Below are 15836 nucleotides of genomic sequence, written 5' to 3'. Positions count from 1 at the left end.
ACAACAAACTGGGAGCGTACTCAAGTGGTTAAGAGGACACCCTGCTAAGGTGTTAGATCGTTCTACGGTGCGTGGGTTCGAATCCCACCGCTTCCGCCATTAAATATCCAACAGACCATCAGGGTCTGTTTTTTATTTTTATTCAATTTTGTTGTTAAATGCTGTTAACAATGAAAGACAATTTCAAATTCTTTGATTCAGTTTGTTCTAAAAAACAATTAGCTACAGCTTTTAAAATTAGTCTAATGTAAATTCTGTCTTAATTTGTGGAAAATAAAAGTCAAAAAAAAGTAAGTGATCTGAAACTTATTACCCTGTGGATCATAGTAATTTTTGGGTATCTATTGTTTGTAGTTGAATGGTTTGTAATTGATCGAATTAGTGGTAAACCAACTGGTATACTTACTCAATCAACCACCACTTTACCACAGTACAGTGGTTGGTTAAGTTCTTTCTTTACTGAAAATGCTGGGCAAATAGCCACATCTTCCACCAACTGAACTATCACTTTATTGAGAGCAGTAGGTTCTATTCTTTGTGGAGTTGTTGTTTTGAAATTTGGTTATCGTTATGCGGTTTTAATCATGATGGGAATCATGTGTGTTTGTTTTCCCTTTCTTATTATAGGAGACCCTTTGAATGGTCATAATCAATTAACTTTATTAAGACCTTTATCAGATTCAGTAAAAACTCAATTAAGTTCACTAAGTAGCAATTTACAAGTGGGTCAATTACTTGGACCGGTGATGATCAATGGTAAAACGATGCTTGCAGATGGAACAAGTGTTGAACTTATTAAGGGTTTGGATGGTAATAGTATTGGTACAGCTGCATCAATTACTGGTTATGCATTGTTTATTATCTTTAGAAGCACAATTGCTATTGGTGGAACTACCTTAGTAGTTTATACTCAACCAGCAATTGCTAATCTTTCTTCAAACAGAAAAAAATCAATCCTATCTAATGCTAACCTTTGGGGTTTTAACATTGGGATTGCAGTAGTTTTCACACCGTTTTTATTTGAACAAGTTCAACAAGTAGCCTCTCAATACTGGGTTTACATTATGACTGTGATGATTTTGGTTGTGTTTGCTAACTTATGTTTATTTTTATGGTTTGAAAGCAAGATAGATCACATCTTTCCTCAAAAGCAAACTAAGGAAAATATGAGTTTAACTACTCAACCAAAATCCATAGATATCTTAAAGAATAAAACAACATGAAAATTAATTGGTGTTTATGGCATAGTTTTAATACTAATAGTCAATCCGTTAACTCCAGCTTGATTTAGCATCTTGCAAACTGTTTCCCCATCAGGATCAAATGGTTTGATAAGTACTGGTGTGTACACAACAGGTTTAGCAACACTTGCTATTTTTTGAGTTATTGGTTATGCTTTGGGCTTTGTTGTTTTTTCACCATTTAATAAAACCATTTATGACAAGAAGAGGTGAATGCACTTCTTATTAACAGCTAACATAGTGGTATTGCTTATAATCATCATGTTTGCAGCAACACTTGGTATTGGTAGTGCAGCTGGGTTTGCTTTAATTAGTATCTTTTCATTTATCGGTGGTGCATTTGCTTGGAGTTTATCAAGTTCAAATTTAATCCTGCCATATGAATTTAAAGATTACAAGAAGAATGAACTTCCTATTCTTTTTGGATTTTGTTGGGGCTTTGGTTATATTGCTTACACCTTATTTGACATTACCCAATCAGTATTTCTCCAAGCGCCTGTTTTAATTCAAGGAAAAGGTACAAGTATTTTACCAGGGGTAATTGTAAGTATTGTTTTCTTCTTAGGACTTATTGCACTAGCAAACCTAATTGTTAAGTTCTTTCCTGCTTGTTGGATTAAAGATGGTGATCAATTGGTTCAGGAAATGACAAGAAAATGAAAACTCAATGAATGACAGTTTGTAATTGCAAATAAGCAAAAAAATCGTTATTCAGAACTGTTGAAATAACGTTTCAATCAGAAGTTATACATCAGAGATAAAATTAACCTACTATACCAACTAAAACCACTAAAACAAAAGTCTCTTTTAACTGTAAATTTAATCTTTTTATCATCAACTAAATTACGAAATTTTAAACGAAGTAAATGCACTAAAGCGATCTCTTGCGCATTATTTTCAATCAGATCCTTGCAGATTTGTACTTCAATATCAAACCTAGAACTGTGTCAAGGGATACTCATAGAGTTACCTACCCTTTTAAAAAAGTAATATCCTCCAGCTTTAGAAACATGGAAAACATTATTTGCAATTTGTAATGCATGCATCGTATAAATAGCGTCTTGAAAACCAACATTTTCTCTTAGTTTAGGAAGTTGATAGAAAACCTCATTTTTAAAAAACTTAGCTAAGGGAATACAAAAAGGTGTTTGTTTTTTCAATTCACCTTTAATTTCTTTTCTAAACCTTGCATAGGTAGGAATTTTTCACAAAAACTTTTTTCAGCATTTATAGTAGTCAAAAATAATCGCATCATATCTTTGTTTTTGGGCATATTTTTGAAAAATAGAAATTGTTTTTTTTGAAAAAATGTCATCACTATCCAATACTGTTACTCATTCCCCTTTTGCTAGTTTATTGTTTCTAACATAATTAATAACACTACCCCAGTTACCATTACTTTTGTAAAAATACTGCAAAGTTAAATTATTAATTTGGTCTTGAATTTTCTTAATAACTTTGTTAGTATTGTCAATTGATCCATCATCAATAATTAAAACTTCTATTTCCAAATCATTAGGTCTATTTTTAACAATTGAATTAATTGCTTTTTCAATAAATGATGCACAATTGTAAGTAGGTATAATTACAGATAATTTCATTGATAAATGTTAATTCTTGTTAACAATCCTAAGGCTAAATATGACTATCATTTAATGGAATCTTATTGTGCTGGAATAGTTTTAAAAGGAAGTGAAGTTAAAGCTTTAAGTTTAGGTCAAGGTAGTTTAAAAGAAGCTTATGTTTTTGTTAAAAACAATGAGCTTTTTTTAGAACAGTTCACTATTCCACCTTATAGTTTTGCAGGTCCATTAAATCACGCTTCAGATAGAATTAAGAAACTTTTATTAAATAAACATGAAATTAAACAAATTATCAATAAAAAACAACAACAATCTTTATCTGTAATCCCAAGTAAAGTATTCTTTAGAAATGGCAAAATTAAAGTGGAAATTTGATTGGCAAAACCTAAAAAGAAATTTGACAAACGTGAAACTATTAAAAAGAAAACAATCCGACGCGAGCTTGAAGCTGAGTATCGATAATAAAAAGCACGTTATTTTTAGTTTATCTAAAAGCAAAACACTGGTTGAAAATATCTGCAAAAAACTAAATATTTCAGAGGGCAAAATGGTTTGCGAACACTTTGCTGATGGTGAAACTTATATCCGTTTTGATGAATCAGTTCGTAACAAAGATATCTATATTTTTCAATCAACCTGTCCTAATGTTAACGATAGCTTAATGGAACTTTTAATTGCTATTGATGCATTGAAAAGAGGTAGTGCTAAAAGTATTACTGCCATTCTACCCTATTATGGATATGCAAGACAAGATAGAAAAACAAAAGGAAGAGAACCAATTACCAGTAAATTGATTGCTGATATGTTAACAAAAGCAGGTGCTAACAGGGTTGTTCTAACTGACATTCATAGTGATCAAACCCAAGGTTTTTTTGATATTCCCGTTGATTCTTTAAGAACTTATCACATCTTTCTTTTTAGAGTTATAGAACTACTTGGTAAAAAAGACTTGGTGGTTGTTTCCCCTGATTATGGTGGGGTTAAAAGAGCAAGGTTAATTGCAAATACACTAGAACTACCATTAGCCATTATTGATAAAAGAAGACCATCTCATAATGTTGCTGAATCAATTAATGTTTTAGGTGAAGTGAAAAATAAAAACTGTTTAATAGTTGATGACATGATAGATACTGGTGGTACAGTAATTGCAGCAGCCAAGCTATTACAAAAAGAACAAGCTAAAAAAGTGTGTGTAATGGCAACTCATGGTTTGTTTAACAATGATGCAGAACAAAAGTTTATGGAAGCATTTGATCAAAAACTAATTGATTTCTTGTTTGTATCAAACTCTATTCCTCAATATAAGTTTAAAGCTGTAAAGCAGTTTGAAGTAGTTGATCTAGCATCTTTATATGAAGAGGTTGTTCTGTGTTACGCTAACAGCTTATCAGTTTCTGCAATATATGAACGTCACATTGAATGGATCAAAAAGCACGTATAAAAATTGATGGGGTAATTGTTTGTGAGGGTAAAACTGACCAAGCTAAATTACAGCAAATTTTTGATGTAGATGTAATTACAACAAATGGTTCAGCTTTAAAAAAAGAAACTATTAACCTAATTAAAAAAATCAGTGAAAAGCAAACTGTTATCTTGTTATTAGATCCAGATCAACAAGGCAAAAAGATTAGAAGTAAATTAGAACAACATCTAACAAACTATTACAACTGTTATGTTGATATGAATGCAAGGTTAAAAAACGCTAAAAAAGCTGGTATTGCTGAAATGGAAACTAGTGCTTTAATTGCTGCTTTAAATAATCGTGTTGCAATCACAAAAAATGCTAATCAAAGCATATTATGAGATCAGTATTTAAGCTTAAAGTTAAATGATAAGAAAAAGCGATTACTTTTATGCAATAATCTTAATTTACCTTATTTTAACCACAAGCAACTATTTAAAAAACTTAACTTATTAAATCTAACTTTTCAAGATGTATGAAAACACTTAAAGTAGTTGCTACACCAATTGGTAATATTCAAGAGATAAGTGAAAGAGCTAAAAAAGCGTTACAAGATTGTGAAGTGTTATTCTGTGAAGATAGTAGAGTAACAAGAAAAATGCTGGATTTACTCAACATTGATTGCAAGCAAAAAAAGTTTGTTATTAACAACAGTTTTAAAGAAAAACAGAATTTAACTTTTGCTGAGGAATTTATAACTAACTTTAAGTGTTGTCTTGTTAGTGATGCAGGTTATCCTAGTTTATCTGATCCTGGTAATGAAATGATTAATTGGATCATATCAAAAAATAAGGAGATAAGAATCGAAGTTATTAATGGTCCTAGTGCATTAATGTGTGGATTGATCACTAGTGGTTTTAAAACAACACCACTTTTGTTTTTAGGTTTTTTAAGTCACAAACAAAATCAGCTCAAAAATTATTTAAGTACCTATCAAAATCAGAAAAGCACTATCGTTTTTTTTGAAGCAGTGCATAGGTTAGAAAATACTTTAGAAACTGTGAAAAATGTTTTTAAAAACAATGACGTTTTTATAGGAAGAGAATTAACTAAGTTACATGAATCACATTATTGATTTAACACCAGTGAAAACACTTTACCTGACATCACTTTAAAAGGAGAATTTGTAATTGTTATTGATAATCAAAATATTAATCACCAAACATTATCTTCCAATCAATACTTAGTATATGAAATAAAGAAGTTAATGGATATTGGTGTTAAGTTAAAAGATGCATGCAATTATTTAGCTAAAAAAATGCATTTAAAATCAAGTATGCTCTATACACTTTTCCATGAAAGTATTTAAAAAACTCCATAACCTTAATGAGATTCTTTTGTTAATTAGTATCTTTTTTTTAGTTTGTATTATCTCTTTAGTAGGGATTGGTATCATCTTTGATTTAATTAGAAAAGCTAGTTTAAGTGCAATTAGAAGTGATCCTATTTTTTTTAATTTACGAGCAGTTTTAATTGTTTTAGGAGTTTTTGCTATCTGTTTTATGATCATCCAGTTAGTTATCAGCATAATGATTTGAAAAACAATTAATACTGCATGTGAAAATATTGAACCTAAATTCAAAAAAATTCTACACTGATCTTGTTTTTTACCCTTTGGCCTTTTACAGCTCTATTGCTATCAAAAGATTAAATTAGTAAAACAAGCAGATAATTTATAATTTGCTACTGAAGTTGCGCAAAAAGATTATTTTTGTCTGTCAAGACTGTTTAAGTCGTAACTATGTAAAACGGTGAACAAAACAACCTTTGCAGCGACTTATCATCAACAAGTACTGCAAGCAGTGCAATCAAAAAACTAAGCATCTAGATTCTTTTTAAAAAGCCATGGAAAAAAAACTGCCTTTTAGCTTTAAAAAGAAGGAAAAGCTAACTGCTTATGATGATGCTTCAATTCATGAGTTACATAAACAGCTCAAACTTAGAACAGAAGCCAAGAAAAGTAAAGATAAGGAAAGAACTAAAGAAAAAGAAAAGCATGAAAGTTTAGCAAAGGAAAAGAAACCCAAGCTTCCTTTTAAAAAACGAATTGTTAATTTATGATTTGGAGTTGATAAAGAGATCAACAAAATTGTTTGAGTAAAAGGTAGACAACTTATCATAATTTTTCTTTTAATTTTGCTAGTTAGTGGACTGATGGTAGGAATCTTTTTTGGTATCAATCAATTGTTAATTACGTTGGGAATATTTAAAAATTAATTTATGCAAGCTAGTGAATTAACACCAAAGTGGTATGTAGCTCCTGTTAGTATTAAAGATGAAGCTGTTGTAAAAAATCTAAAAGCTAAAATTCAAGCTTTAGGATTTAATCATGAGATTGTTGATGTTAAAGTTCTAAAAGAAAGGGAAGTTCATGAAGAAGTTTATTCATTAAAATCAGGAAAACTTCCTCGTTCCTTAAAGAACACTACTTTTAACAAATGGTTTGTTCTTGATGATTACCGTTATCTTAGGGTAAAAATTAGTGAAAAAAATCTCCTTGGTAGATACATCTACATAAAGATGATTTATAGTGAAGATGCTTGAAGAATTGTTCGTAACTTCCCTGGGATCACTGGCATAGTAGGTTCTTCTGGCAGGGGTGCTTTACCTATCCCTTTAGATGAAAAAGATGCTAATAATTTAGAACAAATGCTTAAAGGGATATCAATCAATCCTAGCAAACGAATTATGCTAACAAATACTGCCATTATTGAAATGGACAGTGATAAATTTGATGAAAAATTTCAATATATCTTAAAACAAAAACAAGCCATTCAAAAACCAAAAGAGGATGAAGATTCAGAAATTGTTGATGCTGAAAAACTAAAAGAAGCTTTTAAAAAACTACAAAATAGTCAAGAACAAGATGAATGGAAAGAAAAAGCAACGATTATTCAAAGTGAGCAAACCAAACTTGATCCATCAGTATTAGTTCCTTTTTTGGGCAAATATGAAATTCTTGATACTGACAATAAAGTTGAACAACTCTTTGAATTTAGTGTTGGTAATTTAGTAGAGGTACATTTAACTGATACTATTCATGTTCAAGGACAGATAAAAGCACTTTATCAAGGTACAGTTAACAAAGCAGTTGTAGAGATAGAATTAACATCTAAAACCCAATTAATTAACTTACCTTTAGAAAATTTAAGCTTTGTTGAGTTTGAGTAAATTTACAAAGAATTTATAAATTTTCTTAGCTTGCTTTTCTAGAGCCTCTCTAGTGCCATTAGTTAGGTCAAAGTAAAATTTCAATTTAGGTTCAGTACCTGAAAAGCGGAATTTAACCCAGCCATTTTCAAAACCAAACTCTAAGATATTTGTTTGTTTATCAAGATGGACTTTAACTACTTTAAAACCAGCCACTTCAGTTAAATTAGCATTTATAAGTTGATTAAATAAAGCTTTAATCTCTTCTTTTCAATCAGTAGCAGTAGCTTTAAAGGGATGAGATATTGTTAAATTGAAATATTCACCAAACTCAGAAAGAATTCTTTTATAAAAATCTAAAAGCGTGATGTTTTGTTCTTTGCAATGTCTAGCAATCTCAAGCAATAATGCAGCAGCTTGATAAGCATCTTTCTCGCGGTTTAATTTATCACTAGTTATTAAACCAATTGCCTCTTCAAAACCAACAACTAATTCGTTTGTTTGTGATAACTCATTAATTGCTTGACCAATGTACTTAAAACCAACATTGGTTCTATGCACAAAAGCGCCATATCTTTTAGCAATCTTATTTACCAAATAAGTTGAGACAAAAGTTGAGACAATGTAAGGTGATTTAAAAACCTTATGATTAAGTTTATAGTAAGCAGTAATTGCTCCTGTTTCATTACCTGAAAAATAATGTCATTGATTATTATTTAACTCTGCAATTGCAAATCTATCAGCATCAGGGTCTGCCATAATAATTAACTTAGCATTATTTTTCTTAGCATATTTTTGTGCTAATATCCATGTATCTTTATACTCTGGATTTAAGTTAGGAGCATTTTCAAAATTCTCATCAAACCAATTTTGTTCCTCAACACTGATAATATTGCTATAACCAAGGTACTTTAAAAAGCGTTGCATTAAGCAAACTGAAGTCCCATTAAGCCCACTAAAAACTACCTTAATGTCTTTGAAATTGTTGTTGTTAATAACCAACACCTTTTTCAACTCTCTGAAATAGTTTTTATAAACCTTTTCATTGTCAAGAGTATGGACAAACTTTGGATTTGGTTGTAATTCCAAATCTAGCATAGATGTAACACAAGGTAAATCACTTAACAATTGGTTTGTTTGTGTGTCTAAAAGCTGTGCACCAGTATGATCATAAACCTTAAAACCATTATCATCTTTAGGGTTATGGCTAGCTGTGATATTAATACCTCCACTAAAACCATATTTAAAAATGACATGGGACACTAGAGGTGTTGAAACTGGCTGGTTATCATCAAACACATAAGCCAAATGACCCATAGATGTAATTACATCACAAACCGTTTCTAAAAATAAACCACCATTTTTTCTTGTATCACGTGCTACTAAAAACCGTAGTTGACGCTTTGGTTCATTGATGGATTCAATGTACTTAACATAACCTTGGGTCAAATAGGCATAAGAAAAAACATTCATACCATGATAACCTGGTGCCATTTTGTTTCTTACACCTGCAGTGCCAAATAAAGGTTTTTCCAAACTAAAAAGTTCTTGAATTTCTGATTCATTCAACTCCTTAATTTGTTGTTTTAACTCCCAATTAACATTAGGATGATTTAACCATCTTTCAACTTCTAATCTAAGTTTATCCATTAGCTCTTTTTAAAACCATTCATTAATAATTCATCAATGGAAAATTGTTTATAACTACTATCATTATCAATACAAAAAAGCTTTGTTTTTTGATGGGAAAATTCCAGTAAGTTTTGTCTGCACATTCCACAGGGTGAGTTACTCTTATTTTTAGTATTGAAGTAAACAAAAACATAATCAATTTTCCTATGACCACTTGTAACCATGCTAGCAATGGCGCTTCTTTCAGCACACAAAGTTACTGGAAAGGAAGAATTTTCAATGTTAACTCCAAAAAAAGTTTGGTTGTTAGCAATAATCATACATGCAACTTTAAAGTTAGAAAAGGGAGTATATGCTCTTTTAACTATCATTTGTAACTGTTTAATTATCCACTCTAAATTCACCTTCATAGGAATTTTTATTTATTAATAATTATTGTTTTTTGAGCAGCAGAGATATATTCATTGCTAATAGGACTAGAACTATACAGGTTTAATACAGTGTCTCCAACTGCCACAGACTCATTATCTTTTTTCATTAAAAATAACCCTGCCATTGGATCAATTTGATCTGTTTTCTTCATCCTACCTGCCCCTAGATTAATCCCAATTTTAGCTAAATCAATTGGATCAGTAAAATGTAGTATACCACTTTTTTCAGCTTTTATAGATGCCTTATACTTAGGTTTAAAAAAACCTTCTTTTTGAGTAAATAATTCAACATTTCCTCCTTGAGATTCAATAAAAGATAAAAAGCGATTTCATGCTTTTTTACTAGTTAAAACATCCTGATAAAGTTCAATAGCCTTTTGTTTGGTTTTTGCTTGTTTTGTTTCAAGTAGAATGTTAATAACAATTGTTTGCATTAAATCAATAAAATCTTGTCCTACTTGATCTAAATCTTGTTTTAGAAAGTTAACAGCTTCATTAACTTCAATTACATTGCCAACAGCTTTACCAAGTACTTGATTCATATCACTTAATTTAACAGACAGCTTTCTTTTAAAACTTTTAGCAATACTTTGCATCAGTTTTGCAAGTTCGTTAGCAATTTTCTTAGTTTTACAAAAGGCACCTTTTCCATATTTAAGATCAATGAAAATATACTCGTTCATAACTGCTAGCTTTTTAGACATAATACTAGATGCAATTAAAGGCAAACTATCAACTGTTCCAGTAATATCTCTTAAACCATAAAGTACTTTATCAACTGGTGCGATGTCCTTACTTTGTCCGATGATAAAACAATCATTTTTATCTAAACATGCTTGTGCTTGTTGGTCAGTTAATTCTGTTTTAACTCCAACTGCTTCTAATTTATCAATTGTTCCACCAGTATAACCAAGGCCTCTTCCTGATAATTTAGCAACACTAAATCCTAAACTAGTTAAGATAGGAACCAATGCTAAAGAAACCTTATCACCAATACCACCAGTTGAATGTTTATCAACACTAATCTTGCCATGGTGATTAAACTTAATAATTTCACCAGTATCCACCATTGCTTTTGTTAATAAAAAAAGTTCATTTGGGTTCATCCCTTTAAACCAAATAGCCATCAAAAATGCAGTAATTTGATAATCAGCAATGGTTTTGTTTAAAACAGCATTAACAAACCAATTGATTTCAGCTAAATTTAAAGCTTTTCCGCGTTGTTTTTTATTAATTAAATTAATGATATTCATGGTTCATTTTTTTTAATTCTTGCATTATTTGGACCGCATTTGAAGTTCCAATTCTACTAGCTCCAGCTTGAAATAAATCTATAAATTGCTTTGCTGTTTTAATCCCACCTGAAGCTTTGATTTTAATTAAATTTGCTGCAGCATTATTCATAATCTGAACATCTTCTAAAGATGCACCACGGAAAGAAAAACCAGTGGAAGTTTTAACATAATCTGCATTGCCATCAATGCAAACATTAACTGCATCTTTGATTTCATCATTTGTTAAAAGTGCAGTTTCAATAATTACTTTTAATTTACGCTTGCCACACACTTTTTTAACAGCTCTAATTTCAGTAATAACACAAGCACAACGTTTTTTAAACTCAGCAATATTCATTACCATATCAATTTCATCCGCTCCCTCTTTAATAGCAATCTTAGCTTCATATACCTTCTGTTTTTGGGTTGTTTGTCCTAAGGGGAAACCAACAACACAACAGAGTTGAACTGCAGTATTTTTCAAGATGTTTTTAGCATAACTAACATAACTAGGATTAACACACACTGCAAAAAACTGGTATTTATGAGCATCAGCACATAAAGTATCTATTTCATGGGGAAGCGTATCAGCTTTGACTAAGGTGCTATCAATAATCCGGTTGTATTCTAATTTCATAGATTAGATTAGTTTTTGAGTCATTTCAAGTGCTAATAAAGCCATTTGCTTAAATGACTTTTGTCTTAATTCAGAACTAAGTGCTTCATGAGTTACTAGAGAATCAGATACTGTTAAGAGTGTAAGTGCTTTTTTCTTCAACAGGATTGCATTAGCATAAAGTGCATGTGCTTCCATTTCAACTGCTAAACTATTTTTTTCTTTAGCAAGACTAATTACATCTTTTCTAGTTTGATAAAAAGCATCCTCACAAAATACTAATCCTTCATGAAAATCAAGCTTGTTCTTAATCGCAGTTTCTTTTGCTAATTCCACTAAAGAACTTGTTGCAAATAAGATCTTATCTTCTGGAATTTCAACACCCATGTCTTTAGCATAAATAGACTCACTTCATGCTTTTGAAGCAATAACAAGATCTTTTAATTTTAATTGCGGTGCTAAAGCACCACAACTTCCGATTCTAATGATAGTTTCAACCTCATAAAAATTCATCAACTCATATGAATAAATTCCAATAGAAGGGATCCCCATTCCATGGCCCATTACTGTAACTGTTTTAGATTTATACTGCCCAGTATAAGCAAACATTCCCCTCACTTCATTGACTAATTTAGCTTGATCTAAGAATTGCTCAGCTATCCATTTAGCTCTCAATGGATCACCTGGCATTAAAACAACTTTGCTAATGTCATCTTTCTTAGCACTTATATGTGGGGTCATATTGCAATATTGTTTTATTAAAACATTATTTAATAATAAATAATTAAAAATCATGTTCAAAGCAATGTTATCAAGCATCGTTATGCGCACGATGCAAAAAAAAATTAACGCTCAAACGATCACTGAGAAAGATGTAGAGTTAGTTCTAAAAGAGATTAGAATTGCATTGCTTGATGCTGATGTTAACCTGCTTGTTGTTAAAAATTTCATCAAAGCAATTAGAGATAAAACAGTAGGACAAACCATTGAACCTGGTCAAGATTTGCAAAAGTCTCTATTAAAAACAATCAAAACAGAACTAATTAATATCTTAAGCCAACCCAACCAAGAACTAAATGAAAAAAGACCTTTAAAAATAATGATGGTTGGTTTACAAGGATCAGGTAAAACAACAACTTGTGGCAAACTAGCTTATTGACTTGAAAAGAAATACAAGCAAAAAACAATGTTAGTAGGCTTGGACATCTACAGACCCGCTGCCATTGAACAACTTGAAACGCTTTCACAACAAACTAACAGCGTATTTTTTGCACAAGGCACTCAACCAGTTGCTAAAACAACAAAAGCAGCACTCAGTGCTTTTAAAACTGCAAAATGTCAAACAATCATTTGTGATACCGCTGGTAGATTACAAACAAATGAAACATTAATGGATGAATTGGTAAGTGTTAAAAATGAATTAAATCCTGATGAAATTATCATGGTAGTAGATGGATTAAGCGGTCAGGAAATTATCAATGTTGCTCAAACGTTCCACAAACGTTTAAAACTAACTGGATTTATTATCAGTAAATTAGACAGTGATGCTAGAGCAGGAGCTGCACTTTCATTAGCTTCACTTTTACAAGTACCCATTAAATTAATTGGTGTTTCTGAAAAATTAGATGGATTGGAACAATTTCATCCTGAAAGGATAGCCAATCGGATCTTAGGTTTGGGTGATGTAATGAGTTTAGTTGAAAAAGCTGAACAAGTTTTTGATAAAAAAGATTTAACTAAAACCATCAGCAAGATGTTTTTGGGAAAAATGGATTTAGAAGATCTTTTGATCTACATGCAACAAATGCACAAAATGGGAAGTGTCAGTTCACTGATAAAAATGTTGCCTGCTAACTTTTCTGTATCAGAAGAAAATGCTGAATTAATTGAAAACAAAATTGAACTATGAAAGGTTTTAATTAACTCTATGACTAGAGAAGAAAGGAGACATCCCAAATTAATTAATCGTGATCCTAATAGAAAACAGCGCATCATAAAAGGATCAGGGAGAAAAATGGATGAGTTAAACAAACTGATGAAGGAATGAAATAAGATGCAACTAAAAGCAACAGAAATGGGTAAACTATTAAAAACAGGTAGTAACCCGTTTGGTGGATTTGGACAATTCTTTTAAACAGTACTTGAAGGTATTTGGCTAAGTGGAATAGCAAATAAGCTGCTAAGTAAAATAATCAAGATAAGAAAAGCTAATACAACCAAGCAAAAATAAGTGTGCTTTTTAAAAAAGTTGAACAGCTTAAATTCACTCCAATTTGGTTTTTTAAATGGCTGTTTTTTCTTTTCTTTAACAACCGGTAGATTTGGTTTTACTACGCCTTGTTGTTCCTTTTTTTTATTAGGATCTAATGGAAATTTTTGATTAAGCATTCTAATTTATCCAATTCAGTGGGCTGTTCTCATGGTGAAAGATCATTACCAAAATGTCCATAAACTGCATAATCAGAATACTTAACAAAATCAAGTAATTTTAGCTTGTCAATAATTTTAGTAATCGATCAGTTGAAATAGTTATTTACAACTCTATTAATTAACACTTCATCATACTGTATGTTAGTGTTAAAACACTTAACAGTAATAGATTGTGGATTGGGTTTTGAAAAGACTCAGCTAATACTGACTTCACACTCACTGGCCCAGCCTAAACTTACAATATGTTTTGCGATAAAACGTGCAAAATAAGCACCTGTTCTATCCACCTTACTAGGATCTTTGCCACTAAAGCTACCACCACCATGGTGAGCATATGGACCATAGGTGTCAACAATGATTTTTCTACCAGTTAGTCCAGTATCTGCCATAGGTCCACCTAAAACAAAAGAACCACCAGGATTCACTAAACAAGTTGGCTTTTTATCTTGAAAACCATATTGGTTTAAAACAGGTAGAATTACATTATTTTCAATCACTTTTCTCAATTCTGTTAAACTAATAGCATTAGTGTGTTGAATTGATAGTAAAACTTCTTCACATTCAACTTGGTTTAAACTGTAGTTTAAAACCACTTGACTTTTCATATCATTTTTTAAAAAATCAAATTGTTTTGTTAGTTTTTCTGCTTGTTTTAAAAACGAGTGTGCTAGTAAAACTCCTAAAGGCATTAGTTGCTTTGTTTCATTCACTGCATAACCAACAGTAATGCCTTGATCTCCTGCATTAATCTCATTATTTTTTAAAACTGCTTGATTAATTTCTAGTGATTGGTTGTTGATACAGCTTAAAAAACTGAAATCAGTCTCGTTGTAACCTAAATTTCTTAAAATTCTTCAAGCAGTTTGAACAACATCAACATAGCCACTTGTTGAAATCTCACCACCTATTAAAATAAGGTTTTTAGAAGCAAAGACTTCACATGCTACATGACTAGTTTTACTCTGTAGTAAACATTGGTCTAAGATACTATCTGCAATCTGATCACAAATTTTATCAGGATGACCTAATCCCACTGATTCAGAAACAAATCTACCAACTCTTGTACTTTTAATTCTTATCGCCATTAATTAAAAGTGATGCATAAAAACCAATCATTGCTCCATTATCACTGGTGTATTTGCTATCAGCAATTAAAAAGGGTAAATTTAATGTACTAATTCTGTTAGATAGATAAGAATTGGCACTAACTCCACCTCCTACTAACAACATTTTAGGGGCAAATTTTTTAATTGCATTTTTAACATGATCAATGTAATGATCAATAATAGTAGCTTGAAAATTGGATGCTAATTCACTCCAATCAATTCGGGTTTTATTAGCACTTATTTGTTTAATCTTGTTTAAACACTGAGATTTTAAACCAGAATAGGAAAACTTAGTTCACTTAGTAGAAGGTTTAAAGAAATAGTGAGGTTTAACTAATTCTTTATTAAAAAGACTATCAATTTTACTACCAGCAGGATAATCAAAGCCCATTGCTCTGCCTATCTTGTCATAAACTTCACCAATTGCATCATCACTAGTTTCAGCAATTAGTTCAAGTTCATAAAATGATTTAACTAGATAAATGGCAGTATGTCCACCTGAAATTACAAGGCCTAATGCTGGTAATTGCAGCTTATTTAAATCTTGATCAATTAAACAAGAAAAGATATGCGCATAAAGATGGTTGATGGGTAACAATGGTTTGTCTAATAAGAAACTTAAGCTTCTAGCAAAAGTGGCTCCCACATGTAAACATCCTGCTAACCCAGGATTACATGCATAAGCAATGTGAGATAAATCTCTTATCTCAAAATTTAAATCTCTTATTGCTTTAAAGAGATTTTGTTCGTGGCATCGTGCTGCAATTTCAGGTACAACTCCTCCTGTTTTTACATGTAAGTTAGCAGAAGAGATAACAATGTTACTCTTGATTTTTTGATCAATGACAATACTAAGACCTGTATCATCACAGGTTGTTTCAATCCCTAAAACACACAACGGTTGTTCCATA

General features: G+C 31.1%; 19 protein-coding genes and 1 tRNA gene. 11 read left to right on the top strand and 9 right to left on the bottom strand.

Annotated features, from left to right (window positions below; translation table 4 throughout):
- Positions 1–10: 10 nt before the first annotated feature.
- A tRNA-Ser gene (locus MG_RS00320) sits at positions 11–99 on the top strand.
- Positions 100–266: 167 nt separating this feature from the next.
- Positions 267–1970, top strand: coding sequence for a hypothetical protein (locus MG_RS00315; protein ID WP_010869311.1), 1704 nt, complete (start codon positions 267–269; stop codon positions 1968–1970).
- Here MG_RS00315 and MG_RS00310 read toward each other — a convergent pair.
- Complete coding sequence (locus MG_RS00310; protein ID WP_010869310.1) at positions 1949–2842, bottom strand: glycosyltransferase family 2 protein; 894 nt, start codon at positions 2840–2842, stop codon at positions 1949–1951. The two genes, MG_RS00315 and MG_RS00310, sit on opposite strands and share 22 nt — an antisense overlap.
- A 6-nt stretch (positions 2843–2848) precedes the next feature.
- Here MG_RS00310 and smpB point away from each other — a divergent pair, with 6 nt between their 5' ends.
- From smpB to nusG, 8 genes are read left to right on the top strand one after another with little or no spacing between them, the layout of a single operon-like run.
- A complete protein-coding gene (smpB, locus tag MG_RS00305) occupies positions 2849–3286 on the top strand; it encodes an SsrA-binding protein (RefSeq protein ID WP_009885724.1) in 438 nt (145 codons plus the stop codon).
- Positions 3267–4265 (top strand): ribose-phosphate diphosphokinase, encoded by a 999-nt coding sequence (locus MG_RS00300; protein ID WP_009885723.1) that lies wholly within the window; start codon positions 3267–3269, stop codon positions 4263–4265. Before smpB ends, MG_RS00300 begins: the two co-directional genes overlap by 20 nt.
- Positions 4244–4780 carry a ribonuclease M5 gene (gene rnmV, locus MG_RS00295; RefSeq protein WP_009885722.1) on the top strand — a complete coding sequence of 179 codons (537 nt, stop codon included), beginning with the start codon at positions 4244–4246 and terminating at the stop codon, positions 4778–4780. Before MG_RS00300 ends, rnmV begins: the two co-directional genes overlap by 22 nt.
- On the top strand, positions 4762–5595 hold the full coding sequence (gene rsmI / locus MG_RS00290; RefSeq protein ID WP_009885721.1) for a 16S rRNA (cytidine(1402)-2'-O)-methyltransferase: 834 nt from the start codon (positions 4762–4764) through the stop codon (positions 5593–5595). Before rnmV ends, rsmI begins: the two co-directional genes overlap by 19 nt.
- Positions 5582–5965 (top strand): MPN070 family protein, encoded by a 384-nt coding sequence (locus MG_RS00285; RefSeq protein WP_009885720.1) that lies wholly within the window; start codon positions 5582–5584, stop codon positions 5963–5965. Before rsmI ends, MG_RS00285 begins: the two co-directional genes overlap by 14 nt.
- Positions 5966–5978: 13 nt before the next feature.
- Entirely contained in the window at positions 5979–6125 is a 147-nt protein-coding gene (gene rpmG, locus MG_RS02795; RefSeq protein WP_009885719.1) for a 50S ribosomal protein L33, read from the top strand.
- Between the two features lie 6 nt (positions 6126–6131).
- A complete protein-coding gene (gene secE, locus MG_RS00280; RefSeq protein WP_010869309.1) occupies positions 6132–6503 on the top strand; it encodes a preprotein translocase subunit SecE in 372 nt (123 codons plus the stop codon).
- 3 nt (positions 6504–6506) lie between these two features.
- A complete protein-coding gene (nusG, locus tag MG_RS00275; protein ID WP_009885716.1) occupies positions 6507–7457 on the top strand; it encodes a transcription termination/antitermination protein NusG in 951 nt (316 codons plus the stop codon).
- Here nusG and MG_RS00270 read toward each other — a convergent pair.
- The 5 genes from MG_RS00270 to deoD are packed head-to-tail and all read right to left on the bottom strand — an operon-like array spanning position 7434 to position 12130.
- Positions 7434–9086, bottom strand: coding sequence for a phospho-sugar mutase (locus tag MG_RS00270; protein ID WP_009885715.1), 1653 nt, complete (start codon positions 9084–9086; stop codon positions 7434–7436). The genes nusG and MG_RS00270 overlap by 24 nt on opposite strands.
- Positions 9086–9478 carry a cytidine deaminase gene (gene cdd / locus MG_RS00265; protein WP_010869308.1) on the bottom strand — a complete coding sequence of 131 codons (393 nt, stop codon included), beginning with the start codon at positions 9476–9478 and terminating at the stop codon, positions 9086–9088. Before cdd ends, MG_RS00270 begins: the two co-directional genes overlap by 1 nt.
- 8 nt (positions 9479–9486) lie before the next feature.
- Positions 9487–10752 carry a thymidine phosphorylase gene (locus MG_RS00260; RefSeq protein WP_009885713.1) on the bottom strand — a complete coding sequence of 422 codons (1266 nt, stop codon included), beginning with the start codon at positions 10750–10752 and terminating at the stop codon, positions 9487–9489.
- Positions 10739–11410 carry a deoxyribose-phosphate aldolase gene (gene deoC, locus MG_RS00255; RefSeq protein ID WP_010869307.1) on the bottom strand — a complete coding sequence of 224 codons (672 nt, stop codon included), beginning with the start codon at positions 11408–11410 and terminating at the stop codon, positions 10739–10741. The genes MG_RS00260 and deoC overlap by 14 nt, the downstream gene beginning before the upstream one ends.
- A 3-nt stretch (positions 11411–11413) precedes the next feature.
- A complete protein-coding gene (gene deoD, locus MG_RS00250; protein WP_009885712.1) occupies positions 11414–12130 on the bottom strand; it encodes a purine-nucleoside phosphorylase in 717 nt (238 codons plus the stop codon).
- Between the two features lie 52 nt (positions 12131–12182).
- Between deoD and ffh the strand changes: the two genes are divergently transcribed.
- A complete protein-coding gene (gene ffh / locus MG_RS00245; protein ID WP_010869306.1) occupies positions 12183–13523 on the top strand; it encodes a signal recognition particle protein in 1341 nt (446 codons plus the stop codon).
- On the opposite strand, the gene MG_RS00240 is transcribed toward ffh, so the two are convergent.
- From MG_RS00240 to tsaD, 3 genes are read right to left on the bottom strand one after another with little or no spacing between them, the layout of a single operon-like run.
- The gene (locus MG_RS00240) at positions 13520–13777 is read right to left on the bottom strand and encodes a hypothetical protein (protein ID WP_009885710.1); all 258 of its coding nucleotides are present in this window, start codon (positions 13775–13777) and stop codon (positions 13520–13522) included. The two genes, ffh and MG_RS00240, sit on opposite strands and share 4 nt — an antisense overlap.
- A complete protein-coding gene (gene metK, locus MG_RS00235; RefSeq protein ID WP_009885709.1) occupies positions 13753–14904 on the bottom strand; it encodes a methionine adenosyltransferase in 1152 nt (383 codons plus the stop codon). The genes MG_RS00240 and metK overlap by 25 nt, the downstream gene beginning before the upstream one ends.
- On the bottom strand, positions 14888–15835 hold the full coding sequence (gene tsaD, locus MG_RS00230) for a tRNA (adenosine(37)-N6)-threonylcarbamoyltransferase complex transferase subunit TsaD (RefSeq protein WP_009885708.1): 948 nt from the start codon (positions 15833–15835) through the stop codon (positions 14888–14890). Before tsaD ends, metK begins: the two co-directional genes overlap by 17 nt.
- Position 15836: the final 1 nt, after the last annotated feature.

It is taken from the genome of Mycoplasmoides genitalium G37 (assembly GCF_000027325.1).
GTDB lineage: Bacteria > Bacillota_I > Bacilli_A > Mycoplasmatales > Mycoplasmoidaceae > Mycoplasmoides > Mycoplasmoides genitalium.
Note: the sequence above shows the minus strand (reverse complement) of the source record. Positions and strands in the feature narration are given on the sequence as shown.